We start from the raw sequence: 13,754 nt of genomic DNA on the forward strand, positions 1-13,754 counted from the left end.
AGAGTGAAAAGAAAAAAACATACTACTGCGGCACTGCTTTCCGCGGTGCTGCTGCTTTCGGGATGCGCAAACGAGATAGGCGCAAAGGGAAAGACGGCTTCGGAGCCGTCCTCCTCGGCCGTATCCTCGGCGGCGGACAGCTCGTCTGAGGCCAAGCCCTCGGGCGGGACTTCGGCTGCTGCTCACAGCGACAGCTCACAGAACGCCGACGACAGCACCTCGGCTCAGCCCGACAGCGGAAAAGAAAGCAAAAAAGAGGGCATCGCCCCTCCCGAAGACAACGGAAAACTCAACGTTCTGCTCAGCGTCGGCTCTTCGATAAACGCGGAGCAGGCAAAGCAGAAGTTCACAGAGCTGGGCGGTAATGCCAACATCAAGACCTGTGCGGACAGCGACCTGTTCAACAGGATAAGCGCGGCAAGTCTCGCGGATGACCCCGTGGATGTCGCGTCCTTCGACAACGGGCTGATGTACCCCTACGGCATCTCTCAGGACATGATAGAGCCGATGGACTCGGCACTGAACCTCAACGCCGAACGCTGGCAGCCCTACATGGAGACCGCAAAGCTCTTCACCCTCAACGGCTGGCACTACGTTCTGCCGATAAACGTCAGGGCGGCTTACGGGCTGTACTACTACAAGGATTCGGTCAAGAGCGTTACGGGATACGACCCTGCCGAACTCGCCGCAAACGGTGAATGGACGAACGAGAAATTCGATGAGATGGTCAAGACCTGGCACGACAAGGCAAAACCCTACGGGCTCGCAGGATGGTACGGTCAGCCGATGATGGTCGCGACGGGCAAGACGCTCGTCGGGTTCGATGAGAATACTTCGGGCTTCTTCAACAACTGCTTCGACTGGGATATCCTCGCGGTGGCGGACGAGCTGTACTACCTCAAGGGCAACGCTTATGTCACATCCTGTCCTTACGTCGATCTGGTAAAGGCGCTGGACAGCGGCGCGATGTTCTATTCGGGCACGATGCTCGAAGGCGAAAAAGCCGAGGAGCGCGAACAGCTCACCTGCGTGCCGATGCCCTCTCAGGACGGCAAACAGCACTTCTATCAGGCGTATATCGACGGTCTCGTGCTGGTCAAGGGCATCAAGAATACCGACTCGGCAAGGTGCTTCATCGAGTGCGTGTCCGAGTGCGACAACTCGGTGGTCGGCAAGTTCGCCGACAGCTATATGCCCGCAGGCGCAAAACCGGCCTACAGCTACGGCATGGGCATTTCCCCACGCGCCTCCACCGACGCGAGCCAGAACGGCAGCTTCCCGCTGGCAATAATTCCTTTCATCTATTCCGCTCCGCAGGACGCAGGCGAGTGGGATTCGGTATGCGCTTACTACGCAGAACCCCTCACCAGCGAACTCACCATAGTCAACAACAAGATCAGAAAGATCTACGGAGACTGACCCAAAAACCAAAAAGGCAGCGCCCTGCTACGGGGACGCTGCCTTTTGTGCTGTTCATTCATTTCTCCCCTTGCCGTGCGTAGCTAAGGCGGCCCGTGCGTAGCTAAGGCGGCCCGTGCGTAGCTAAGGCGGCCCCCATTCCAAAGACTTTTAATATTGTCGTCTGCTGGATGTGTTCGGGATGATAGACTCTCGCCATTTAAAAAGATGGTCAGAACACATCTCTATAAATGGTTACTGACAAACGTACCCACTCCTCAGAATTCACCCAATATTAAGGCAACACCGCACAATGATCGTGCGGTGTTGCCTTAAAAGTTATAGGAAAGGGGTTTGGGCGGAGAACTCTTTTCTAAGGCAGGTTTCCCCCGGTTTCTCCGCCCGAAAGAAGTCAGTACCCGATACTGCGTCTCTTCGCGGCGATGCGTTCGTCTACGCCCTCTATGGTGTCCTTAACGATAGACGAAGTACCTGCGACGAAGATCCTCGCGCCTGCTTCGTACATGAGCTTCGCGTTCTCGTTGGACATATTGCCGTCGGCGATGATCGTGATGTCTTCCCTGCCTATCTCCTTGAGGTGAGCGCTCATTTTGCGCACCTTTTCGATGACCGAGGGTATCAGCTTCTGACCAGCGAAGCCGGGGTTAACGCTCAGCAGGAGAACAGCGTCGAGGTAGTCGTACAGTTCTTCGAGCACCCATATCGGCGTACCCGGGCAGAGTGCCACGCTCGCCTTTGCGCCGCGGCTCTTGATATACTGCATACACTTGTCGATATGCTTGGTCGATTCCCAGTGTACCGACACCCAGTCGCCCTCGCGGATGTCGAACCACTTCATCTTCTCCTCGGGCTCTTCCACCATGAAGTGGAAATCGAAGGGCTTATTGCTTATCTCGCGGAGCTGTTTTACGTAGTCCACACCGATGGTGATATTCGGCACGAAAGTTCCGTCCATGACGTCGATGTGAAGCAGTTCAACATTATTTCTCTCGAATGCTCTCAAATAGTCCATCGTAAGGTCGAGCCTTACGCACATCATTGAGGGTGAGATCATTCCCTTGTCTAACATATTGCTATTGTCCTTTCTCGAAGTTTTTGGATTTTTCAGTTTGTTTTGGTTTTGTTTTTTGTTTCGCCTCTGGCGAACACGGGGCGGTGGTGCTCAGTCCTTTTTTTCGTCTTTCTTTCCCAGTATCAGCTGGTCTATTACTCTGTCGGTGGACTTGCCGTCAGTGTACTTGAAATTCTTCTTCACGAATGCGTCCATCTTATGATAATCATAATCCTCTTTCTCGATGGCTTCAAGCAGTTCGTCAAAATCCGTCACTATCTTACCGGGTACAAGCTCCTCATACGGCTCGTAAAAATCTCTCGTCGCTTCATAATACCTGCGGTCGAACGCAAAGAACAGCATCGGCTTCCTCAGCAGCGAAGTCTCGTAGATTATCGAACTGTAGTCGGTTATCAGCACGTCGATGATGAACAGTATGTCGTTCACCTCGCGGTAATCGGTGGCGTCGAGTATCCTGTCCTTATACTTCTCGGGTATCTCCACACGGCGCGTCACGAAGGGATGGAGCTTGACTATCAGCACTGAACCCTCACGCTCAAGCTGTTCGCCCCAGCGCTCAAGGTCGAACTTGTCGAAGGGGAAGTACGCATTGATGGCGTTGTCGCCGCGGAATGTCGGCGCGTAGAGGTAGACCTTTTTGGCGTTCTTGCACGCGGGGAACTCGTTCAGCATACGCTCACGGGTGGTGCGCTTGTACTCCTCGTCGAAGAAGATGTCCGTTCTCGGGATGCCCACGGGATAGAACTTGCTCTCGCTTATCGCGAAGCCCTCCGCATGGTGCTTTGCCGAATGTTCCGAGCTTACAGGCACATGGGTGTAGCACTTGTGGACGCGTGTGTTGAACGGCGGTGCGCCGGGCTTTCCGAGACGCTCAAAGCCGAGGCTCTTGAACGCTCCGCAGGCGTGCCATACCTGCAACACCTTGACGCTCTTCGCGTAATCGACCTTGTAGACCTCGGGGTAGTAGTCGTCTATGAGTATGATGTCCGAGGTGGCGAGGTAGTATACGAACTTCACCTTCTGTGCCAGCGAGCGCTTGGCGGTGATGCTCGCCTTGAAGTCGAACCTGAACTTGAACTGCTTGTCAAGCCCTCTCTCGATCATGCGCTTGTAGATGAACTCCTCATTTCCGCCGATCTCTGCACGGGAACCCGAAGCGAACAGGATGATATCGCCCTTATGCTTCGCCCGTTTCGAGAACGCCCTGAACATCGCCTTGAACGCCCACAGCGTGAAGGCGTTGATCTTCTTTGTGCGCTCGTCCCTTTTCTTCGTGCGTTTTTTCGCTCTGAGGTCGGTGATGTCGAGTGCAGGCGTAGGCGGCTTGTATTCCACCTCAAGGTAGAACTCGGCGGTGTCCATGTCCATCCTGCTCTCACAGGAGAAGCGGTTGCCTGCGCTCTTGTGCTCAACGAAATTCCAGGGGTTGGCCGATTCCTTGTTGCACACGCCGTCAGCCTCGGGCGAGATGAAGCACGAGAACTCTTCGGTCAGACGTTTTTTCTCGGTGACATTTCCCTTGTCGTCGTAGTTCATGAGGTACACCGTACCCGTGCGCTTGACGATCTCACTGTTCTTTCCCGCTCTGAAACTCTGCTCCTTGCGGTGATCCTTGTACTTCTCGAAGATGACGAGGTAATAAGCGCCCGTTTCGATAGGCGCCTCGCCCTTCGAGCACATGAGGTTCGTGCTGATATGGAAACTGCCGTCCTTCACCTCGAAATGGTCGGGGTAGAACATCTGCCGCCTGTCCGCCGACACGAATCTTGCGCCGTATTTCTTTTTCAGGTCGCAGTTTTCGAGCCTGCCCCCGATGTGCATGATGACTCTTCTGAACTCGATATTCTCTATCCTGCCAAAGGGCTGACCCTTGCTTGTTTTTTTGTTTATCGCTCTTTCTCTGTCCCCGATCTCCTGTTTTTCTTTTTCTTTCAAAACCTCTAAATCGTAGTACATCCCAAAATTTTTCCTTTTTCCTATTAATCATTATTGCTGCTGTCTGCGTTTTTTTCCCAATAAACCACCGCAGACAGGCAGCACAAAATCACATTGTAAACATCACTCTGAGGGTGAATTTTTCCTTGTTTCTGACGTCTGCGAACGCTTTTTCGTGCTCGCTCATCGGATAGGTCTCGCTGATGAGACCTCTGAGGTTCAGTTCGCCGCTCTCGAATATCTCAAGCGCTTCCTTCCAGTCGTTGACGCGGGTGTTGTAGCCGGAATTCCACGAGCCTGTCAGCGTTATCTGCTTGCGGAGGATAGACCAGTAGAGATTCTTTTCCATGCTGAGGTCGCCGTAGGGGTTGCCCACCAGCACGATGCGTCCCAGTGCCGCCGTCGCCTTGACCGCGTTGTTTATCGACTCGTTCGAGCCCACCGCTTCGATGGTAACGTCCGCGCAGTCGCCGAAAATGCGCTTTGCGCCATCGGCGATATCCTCTTCCGAAGTGTTTATCGTGTCGAAGCCGAGACCTGCCGCATATGCCAGCTTGTCCGCGCTCCTGCCTGCGACAGTCACGTTCTTCTTGCAGTACTTCTTCGCAAAGGACGCGATGAGCAGACCGATAGCACCCGTTCCAATGACGATGACGTTGTCGCCCTCGCTTATCTTACCGAGCTTTGTCGCGTGAAGGGACACCGCCGCAGGCTCGCAGAGCGCCGCTTCCTCAAAGGAGAGCGTGTCCGCGAACGGCACGAGGTTCCATACGGGCACGACAAGGTACTCCGCCATGCCGCCGTCCTGTCTCGAACCGAAATAGCTGTAGCCCGAGCACTGAGCGTACTCTTCCTTCTGACAAGCCTTGCACTTGCGGCAGGGCAGCATCGGGAACACGCAGGAACGTCTGCCCAGCAGGCTCTCGTCAACGCCGTCGCCCACCGCGACTATCTGTCCCGAGAACTCGTGACCCGGTATCGTCGGGAAGTGATAGGTACCCGTGGTGAAGATGCGCGGGATGTCGCTGGAGCAGATGCCGCAGGCTTTGAGTTTCAGCAGCACCGTGCCCTCTTTCAGTTCGGGAACATCCACATCCTCATAACGCAGGTCGCCCACCCCGTGAAGATTGAGTGCCTTCATTGTCTTTGGTATGTCGATAAGACTTTTCATTTCACTTTTCCTCTTTTCTATTTCCTTTCAAAGATAAAAGTCGTTGTTTCATCGCCGACGGTCACGGAGTAAGACAGCTTGTCGCCGTCGAGTTCCGCATGGTCTGCCAATTCGAGCTTGCCGTTGAGCTTGATGTGATAGTATCCGTCATCATCCTTCTCCACGGTAACATCCCAGCTTTTTTCTCCGCAGGTATAAGTGCCCGTATCTCCCGAGATCTCGTAGACCTCCTCGGCGCCGATGTCCTTGCCCTTATCCACTGTGCCGTCGGAATATTCCACCCGTGTCTTGACCCATTTGCCGTCGATGCCCTTTTCTCCGCAGCCGACTGCAAAACAGAGGGTCAGCACCGCCGCCGCGGCAGCGGCTATCTTCTTTTTCATAAATATGACTTCCTTGTCCTTATCTTCTCATCCCGAGCAGCGTTTTCACCATCAGCAGGTCGCTGTCGGTGGTTATCTTGAAGTTTATCGCGTCGCCCTCGATGATGTGTATGGGCTGACCGTTCATGGTGCATATCTGCGATGTGCCTGTGATAACGGCTTTCTGTTCGGGGGTAAGAGCGTCCTGCATCTCAAGAAAATGCTTGAGCCCGAAGCTGTCGGGAGCCTGTCCGCAGAAAAGCTCGCTCCTGACGGGGATGTCGTCAACAACATCGCCCTTCACCGAGTGAAGTATCGTATCCGCGCAGGGCAGACCGCACACGCAGGCGCCGTACTTTGCCGCCGCGTCTATCGAATCGTTGAGTATCTTCTCGGTCACGAAAGGTCTTACCGCGTCGTGGATGACGATGACATCATCCTCTCCCACGCCGAACTCACGCTCTATGGCGTCGGTGATGTTCCGTATCGAATCCATGCGCTCCTTGCCGCCAGGGATTATCTTCACCCTGTGGGAATCCTTCACGAACTCCGCCACCTTCGCTTCGAGATACTCGATGAAATCCTCTCTCGCCGCGATGAAGATATAGTCAAAGCGCTGTACTTTCAGCATATTTATCAGCGTATGTACGATTATCGGCTTGCCGCCTATCTCGACGAACTGCTTCGGCACGTTCGAGCTCTTCACTCTCGTGCCGCTGCCCCCTGCGAGCATTGCTCCGTATATCATATCTTGATCCTCTTTTTCCTTGGAACTACCGCATTTCTTGCCATGATGGACAGTTTTACACTGCGGCAGTTGATTATTTTATTCAGGCGGTCGTTTTCAGCCGCTTTGTTTGCTATATCGGCGTCCTTGCGCTTGATAATACCGTCGCGCTCGGCTACCGCCTTCTTTTTCTCGGCGAGTTCAGCCCTCAGCTTCTTTATCGACGCTTCCCTCTGAACGACCGTCGCGCTTATCTCCTTGCGGCGCTGTCTGAGGAAATCTATGCAGGAGAGCATCCTCTCGGCAGTCTCGCTCCTGCTCAGCTTCGCCGCGGAGACTATCTCATTGTGAACATCGTTTTGCTTTATGAGCTCATCCATCGGCGCGTCGGTGCGGTCGGGGTCGTCGTCGTATATGGTCTTCAATCCGTTGGCGTGCAGGAAGTCCAGATAGTTGTCGAAATTCGCCGCCTGCTTCGCTTCGGGTCTGTGGTAATCCACCGAACCGATAAGCTCCCAAATATCGCGGTATTTTTCAAGGTCGTTCACGTCCACGGCCGTCAGCCCGTGGAACTCTGCGAGTTCTCTCATGCGGGTGTCCTTCGCCATCATAAGCGAGGGCGTGCCTGCGATGACCGCGGTGATGTTTCCGTGAAGTCTTGTGCCGAACACGAAGTCCCGTGTTTTCATGAAGTCCACCCAGTCGTTGACGTTCACGAAAAAACGCACTCTGTCCTCGGCATAGAACGGGTCATCCAGCGTCTCGGGGAAGTACAGGTCTTCGGGCTGTTCTGCGAGCTTCGCTTCAAGCTCCGCGGGGTCGGTGATGTAGTCCTTGAAATCCGTACCCCAGTAGAGGGTCTGCAATTCCGTCATAAGCTGAGGAACGTAAATCGGAGCTCTGAACTGCTTGATAGCCTTCTCGATGAAATCCCTGCCTTCGGGGGCGTGGGACATATTCACCGCGCACTTGCAGTCGGGGGACTTGACCGTATCGCGTATCTTGAGGTGTCTGCCGAAGGTGTACATCGAGGGACATCCGATAATGCGGAAATCCTTTCCCTCCTTGTAGCCCAGCAGTTCAAGGAAACGTCCCGTCTCGGCGCCGCGGACGCCTATCTGCCCCGACTTTTCGAGGACAGCGTCGCAGAAATCCTTCGCTTCCTCCTCGAAACCGAAACAGCCCTCGGCGAACTTTTCCTCCGCGCTTGCCGAAACGCCCACACCGATAACATAGCTCGGACATTTCAGCGCGCGGACGAGCCGCGTCAGACCTTTCAGCTCGGTAATGAAATTATCTCTGAAAGCGTCGGCGAGGGGGATGATGAAACCGTCTAACCTCTGGTTCATCTTCTTCAGCTCGTCTTCGCTGTAGTTGTATTTATACTGTGTGCTCTGGAATTCTACCGAACTGTCGGTCATCAGCGTGCGCACGATGCCGTGCAGGTACATGAAATTTCCCGAGTTTGAGCCCATGAGATTTTTCGATAGATAATCTCCTGTCGGCAGCTTTACATACGGCGTCTTTCCGCCTCTGATCAAGTATCTCATCTCATGAACATCTCCCTTTTCAATTTAAAGTCGCAGATTGAAAAATGTATCGGCAAAGCCGACCTGTTATCCCTTATCCCTGTTCTCTCATCTCTTATCTGTCCGTAATATAGTCGCATATCCGTTGGGTGGCGCGACCGTCGCACGCACCCATGAAGCGTTCTCTGAACGCAGTTATATCGAATGCGTTCCCGCCCCCGAGCGCACTTCTGACCGCAGGCAGCAGCTTATCCTCCTCGGTGACTATCTCACCGGGGAGAAAATCGTTGTCGTAGCGGTAGAAGAAACCTCTGTAGTCGTAAAAATCGTCAAGGTCGTATGCGTAGAACACCATCGGACGGCCGAACAGCGAATACTCGAATATCAGCGACGAGTAATCGGTCACGAGCAGGTCGCTGACCGCAAGCAGCTGTTCGATAGGCAGCACACCGCTCACATCAAAGCAGCGGCAGCCCTCGGGTATCTCCGTCTTTTTCGCAACGAAGGCGTGCTGTTTTATCAGCAGTACGCAGTCGTCATCCAGACCGCTCATGAAACGCCCGATGTCGAACTGTTCGGGCGGCTGAGCGTCGTCCGCGTCGCCGCGGTAGGTGGGCGCATAGAGTATCACGCGCTTACCCTTCGCATCGGGAACGGCTTCATACAGAGCACTGAACGCCCTGCCGATATTCTCCTTGTCGAAAAACCAGTCGGTGCGTGCCACGCCTGTCGCCCTCACAGGCGAAGGTTTATCAAAGCGGCTGAAACCGAAGGCGCTGTCGAAGTGCCTTATGCACTCCTCACTGCTGACCGTCACCAGCGTGTAGTTCGAGTGAGCGGGATAGCGGTCGAGCTCCTCGGGCTCCTGCCCGAAGGACAGCCCTGCGATGGAGTAGCCCCATTTCTTGAACGCGCCGCAGGAGTGCCATGTCTGTATCAGCTTCGTGCCGCGGCGGGGCTTATACGCTCCGAAGAGGTTGCAGGTATCGTCGATGAGCACCGTGCCGAAGCGCGGCAGGATGGTACAGAGTTTCAGATACCTCAGCAGATACCCCATACCGCCCTTGTTGTTGTGGATGTAGAACACGCTGCACCGCACACCGCGGCGTTTCAGCTCGCGGACGATGGGCTTGTAGGTATCGGTAAGGTGTCCGTGCCTTACCTCACAGAAAAGCACTCTTTCCTTATCCATCGGGAGCAGGCTGAAAAGCCTGTATGTCAGCGGATAGACTGCCCTGAACGCGGCGAGCTTCACCGCTTCTCTGAGGAATTTCTTCATACTGCCGCAAAGCTCCCTTTCCAAAAAATAACGATACACTGTACATTATATCACAGAGCATGATTTGTGTCAAGGTCTTGAACACGGCATAGCGCAGGTTTTGGCATACTTGCCCAAAATATCGGACTTACCCGCGCAGTCTTTTGAACCAGTCTCTCCCATAATAAGCAACAGCCGGTTGCTTGACTGTCCCCCGAATAAATGCTATACTTTAACCAAAGGAGGCTGATCCGAATGGAAACAAAAGAGATACTTTACAAGCTGCGCACCGACAAAGGCCTGTCTCAGGACGCCCTTGCCGCGAAGGTCTTCGTCACGCGTCAGGCTGTCAGCCGATGGGAAACCGGCGAGACTATCCCGAACACGGAAACGCTGAAACTGCTGTCTGATCTGTACGATGTCTCCATCAACACGCTGCTGGGTTCGCCGAGGGAGCTGATATGTCAGTGCTGCGGTATGCCCCTGGAAGACAAGACCATGAGCAGGGAAAAAGACGGTTCGCTGAACGACAGCTACTGCAAGTGGTGCTACTCCGACGGCAGGTTCATGTACAGCGACATGGACGAGCTCATCAACGTCTGCGTCATGAACATGAAGTCCCCCGACCGCTCGGACGCCGAGATACGCGCATACCTTAAAGAAACGCTGCCGAAGCTGGACTACTGGAAGCGTTACGAGCAGCTGAGCGACGGCGGCGAGTTCGAGCTTTACAAAAAGCAGCTCATCGACGAGATAAACGCGCTGAACATCGAGGGGATGCCGAAGGTCGAGAAGTTATATGCTCTTGTCGGGAGTTATGTCAACCTTGAATACCGTCTGCCGAGCGGTGATGCGGTACAGTTTCTTGACAACGGCACGACATATCTCGGGGCTCAGCTTGAATGTAAGTTTGGCGGGGACAGATGTTTCGGGGTCGTAGCAGGCATGGATTTTATACTTGTTTCGACATATGAAGAGAACGGATACGCACCCGAATTGGTACTCTACAAAAAGCGATAAAAACAAAAGAAACGTCCTCGCCAGAGACAAGGCGTATGGGGCGGCAGCCCCATTTCAAATAAGCGTCTGCGGCATCCCCGATCAAAACAGTCTGGTCGATCAAAATAAAAAACCCGAACCGCCAACCATGACAGCACCAAAATGCCGCAGATACACCTTTGCAAAAAGGAAGCGGCGGACGCCAGTCCGCTCGCTTCCTTTTTGCGAATAAACTCACTTGGAAATACTCCGAATATAATGAAAAAGATACTGCTGAGCGATCCCCTCGACCCCTCTGACGCACTCGGGCAGCCCATCGGGATAGTACTGCGCCATCACGCGCTTGACCCAGACATCCTTCGGAAACGCATCTATCCTGTACAGCCCGAACAGCATAGCACAGTCCGCAACTTTTGGTCCGACGCCCTTTATCTTCATCAGCTCCGCACGCGCCTCGTCGGTGGGAAGCGTTCTCGCACGGTCAAGGCTGACCTCCCCCGACCGCAGTTTCTCCACCGCGTCGGTCAGATACTTCGCCCGAAAGCCTGCTCTCAGAAACCCCAGCGATTCGGGTGTTTCGTCCGCAAGCTGCTCTATCGACGGGTAGCCGCCGTAGTGCTCGCAAAGCCTGCCGATGATGCCCTTGATGCGCGGGATGTTGTTGTTCTGCGAGATGATGAAGGAACTCAGCGCTTCCCACGCATCCTGTTTCAGGATGCGGATGCCGCCTGCAAAAGCACAGGCTTTCGAGAGCGTCTCGTCCTCCGAGAAACGCCGTTTCAGCTCGCCGTAGTCGGTCGCGAGGTCGAAATACTCCTGCCATACCCCCAGAAAATCTTCCTCCGTCGTGCCGCAAAGCTCGAACACGCCGTCCGCCTTGTCGAGACAGCGTATCACCAGCGGCCGCGACAGCAGCGCCCCACTGTATTCATTCTCCGCAGTCTTTACCCACCTGAACGCCTGACCGCAGTCCAGCGTTTCGTCCAGATCGAAATCGGGCTGCCTGAGTATGATGCTGTTGCTCTTCGCACTGTATTCGTAGTCCATATGTCCACCTCGTTCGTGATATAGTCTGAGCTGATTATACCATTTCCGACACAAAAAGTCAACCTGCCCAATTATTGCGATACCCACCGCCTGTTTCATATTTTTTGCCATCTTAACATTCCCCTCTTGAAATCCCCACGGAAATATAGTATAATATTCTTGAAACATATCGCTTGACAGGCATCTGCCGTAATGCCTGCGGGTCTTAACGGGGGAAACCTTTCTGAAGAAAGGTTCTCCCCCGTACCCCCTTTCAAAGACTTTTAATGTTTTTTGGGGCAAGGGGTATATATTCTGCCAAAAACAGCACGAAATGGCAAGTTTGCTGTGCTTCTCAAAAAGGCGATACCCCTTGCCCCAAAAAATATCAGAAGTTTTAGGAAAGGGGTTTGGGGAAGAACCCTTTTTCAAAAGGGTTTTCCCCAATAGGATACGCAGGCACTCCGACAAGTACCTGTCAAGCGATACATAGCAGGAAAATGTAACTAAATTAAACTAAAGGAGATCATTATTATGGCTTATGTGATCGGCGTGGACTGCGGTACTTCGGGTACCAAGACAGTTCTTTTTGACGAAAAAGGCACAGTTATCGCTTCAAAGACCATCGAGTACCCCATGTATCAGCCCAAAAACGGCTATGCCGAGCAGGAGCCCTGCGACTGGGCGAACGCTATGATAAACACCATCAAGGCGGTCATGGCTCAGAGCGGTGTGAAGAAAGAGGACGTTAAGGGCATCGGCATCTCGGGTCAGATGCACGGTCTTGTTCTGCTGGACAAGGAGAACAACGTGCTTCGCCGCTCGATCATCTGGTGCGACCAGCGTACCGAGGCCGAGGTCGAGTGGATGAACGCGAACGTCGGACGCGAAAAGCTCATCGAGATCACCGCGAACCCCGCCCTCACAGGCTGGACTGCCGCAAAGATCCTCTGGGTCAAGAACAACGAGCCCGAGGTTTTCGAGAAGATCGCACACATCCTTCTCCCGAAGGACTACCTGCGCTTCGTGCTGACCCACGAGTACGCGACCGAGGTATCCGACGCTTCGGGTATGCAGCTGCTCGACGTTCCGAACCGCAAATGGTCGGATGAACTGCTGACTGCGTTCGGCATCGACAAGTCGTGGCTCGGCAAGGTCTATGAGTCCTGCGAGGTCACGGGCACGCTGACAAAGCAGATGGCTGACGAGCTCGGTCTCTGCGAGGGCACTATCGTTGTCGGCGGTGCAGGCGACAATGCGGCGGCGGCTATCGGCACGGGCGTCGCTGAGGACGGCAAGGCGTTCACTACGATCGGCACTTCGGGCGTTGTTTTCGCTCACACTTCTTCCATCGCCATCGACCCGAAGGGCAGAGTTCACACCTGCTGCGCGGCTGTCCCGAACACATGGCACGTCATGGGCGTTACTCAGGGCGCAGGTCTTTCCCTCAAGTGGTTCAGAGACAACTTCTGCGCTCCCGAGAAGGAGACCGCGAAGTACATGGGCGTTGACGAGTACTACCTCATGGACAAGGAAGCCATGACCGTTCCCGTAGGCGCCGAGAGACTGCTCTACCTGCCCTACCTGATGGGCGAGCGCACCCCTCACCTCGACCCGAACGCACGCGGAATGTTCTTCGGTCTGAGCGCCATGCACACCAAGAAGCATATGCTCCGCGCGGTGCTCGAAGGCGTTTCCTACTCGCTGAGAGACTGCGTTGAGGTGTTCCGCGAGATGGATATAAACGTTTCGGACATGATGGCCTGCGGCGGCGGCGGAAGTTCCCCCCTGTGGCGCTCGATGCTCGCCGACCTGTACAACTGCCCCGTAAAGACTGCGGCTTCCAAGGAAGGCCCCGCACTGGGCGTTGCTCTGCTGGCACTGACGGGCGCAGGCGTTTACTCCTCCGTTCCCGAAGCCTGCAAGGCAGTCGTTTCGGTGGACAAGATACAGCAGCCCGACGCGGCGAACGTACCCGTTTACGAGAGCTACTACCAGCTCTACCGCGAGATATATCCTGCGGTAAAGGCTCAGTGCGCAAAGCTCGCCAAGCTCTGATAAAACGAGATATTCCCAAAGGCACTTCGGACAGAAGTGCCTTTTTTTGTTCAACACGCTGTTTAACCCTGCATGATGTTTTCGGCTAAAAACGCATCTTTGATTTCTGCAAAATAAATAAAAAATCCACTTTCCTATTGCTATTTTAAGGCAAATGTGATATAATTGTGTTACCAACATAAATATCAAGGGGGACTC

At 54.1% G+C, this 13,754-nt stretch carries 11 protein-coding genes; 3 read left to right on the forward strand and 8 right to left on the reverse strand.

The genetic code is table 11. The features are described 5' to 3' along the window. Nucleotides 1–3 precede the first annotated feature (3 nt). Complete coding sequence (locus tag BT142_RS00955; protein ID WP_072416329.1) at nucleotides 4–1,419, forward strand: hypothetical protein; 1,416 nt, start codon at nucleotides 4–6, stop codon at nucleotides 1,417–1,419. A 391-nt stretch (nucleotides 1,420–1,810) separates the two neighbouring features. Here the strand turns inward: BT142_RS00955 and BT142_RS00960 are convergent, their stop codons facing one another. The 7 genes from BT142_RS00960 to BT142_RS00990 form a co-directional block, all read right to left on the reverse strand. Then, the gene (locus BT142_RS00960) at nucleotides 1,811–2,488 is read right to left on the reverse strand and encodes a ribulose-phosphate 3-epimerase (RefSeq protein ID WP_072416330.1); all 678 of its coding nucleotides are present in this window, start codon (nucleotides 2,486–2,488) and stop codon (nucleotides 1,811–1,813) included. Nucleotides 2,489–2,581: 93 nt separating this feature from the next. Beyond that, nucleotides 2,582–4,447, reverse strand: a complete 1,866-nt coding sequence (locus tag BT142_RS00965; RefSeq protein WP_072416331.1) for a CDP-glycerol glycerophosphotransferase family protein — start codon at nucleotides 4,445–4,447, stop codon at nucleotides 2,582–2,584. 88 nt (nucleotides 4,448–4,535) lie between these two features. After that, a complete protein-coding gene (locus BT142_RS00970; protein ID WP_084659255.1) occupies nucleotides 4,536–5,597 on the reverse strand; it encodes a galactitol-1-phosphate 5-dehydrogenase in 1,062 nt (353 codons plus the stop codon). A gap of 17 nt (nucleotides 5,598–5,614) precedes the next feature. Next, nucleotides 5,615–5,980: a hypothetical protein gene (locus BT142_RS00975; RefSeq protein ID WP_072416332.1), complete on the reverse strand. Its 366-nt coding sequence runs from the start codon at nucleotides 5,978–5,980 to the stop codon at nucleotides 5,615–5,617. A gap of 19 nt (nucleotides 5,981–5,999) precedes the next feature. Then, complete coding sequence (locus BT142_RS00980; protein ID WP_072416333.1) at nucleotides 6,000–6,707, reverse strand: IspD/TarI family cytidylyltransferase; 708 nt, start codon at nucleotides 6,705–6,707, stop codon at nucleotides 6,000–6,002. Further along, a complete protein-coding gene (locus BT142_RS00985) occupies nucleotides 6,704–8,236 on the reverse strand; it encodes a polysaccharide pyruvyl transferase family protein (RefSeq protein ID WP_072416334.1) in 1,533 nt (510 codons plus the stop codon). The genes BT142_RS00980 and BT142_RS00985 overlap by 4 nt, the downstream gene beginning before the upstream one ends. 94 nt (nucleotides 8,237–8,330) lie before the next feature. Continuing rightward, a complete protein-coding gene (locus tag BT142_RS00990) occupies nucleotides 8,331–9,494 on the reverse strand; it encodes a CDP-glycerol glycerophosphotransferase family protein (protein ID WP_072416335.1) in 1,164 nt (387 codons plus the stop codon). A 234-nt stretch (nucleotides 9,495–9,728) separates the two neighbouring features. Here BT142_RS00990 and BT142_RS00995 point away from each other — a divergent pair, with 234 nt between their 5' ends. Next, a complete protein-coding gene (locus BT142_RS00995; RefSeq protein ID WP_072416336.1) occupies nucleotides 9,729–10,493 on the forward strand; it encodes a zinc ribbon domain-containing protein in 765 nt (254 codons plus the stop codon). 213 nt (nucleotides 10,494–10,706) lie between these two features. Here BT142_RS00995 and BT142_RS01000 read toward each other — a convergent pair whose 3' ends face one another. Then, the gene (locus BT142_RS01000; RefSeq protein WP_072416337.1) at nucleotides 10,707–11,519 is read right to left on the reverse strand and encodes a DNA-3-methyladenine glycosylase family protein; all 813 of its coding nucleotides are present in this window, start codon (nucleotides 11,517–11,519) and stop codon (nucleotides 10,707–10,709) included. A gap of 513 nt (nucleotides 11,520–12,032) precedes the next feature. Here BT142_RS01000 and xylB point away from each other — a divergent pair. Continuing rightward, on the forward strand, nucleotides 12,033–13,556 hold the full coding sequence (gene xylB, locus BT142_RS01005) for a xylulokinase (RefSeq protein WP_072416338.1): 1,524 nt from the start codon (nucleotides 12,033–12,035) through the stop codon (nucleotides 13,554–13,556). Nucleotides 13,557–13,754: the final 198 nt, after the last annotated feature.

The sequence above is a fragment of the Ruminococcus sp. YE71 genome, assembly GCF_900119155.1.
Taxonomy (GTDB): Bacteria; Bacillota; Clostridia; order Oscillospirales; family Ruminococcaceae; genus YE71.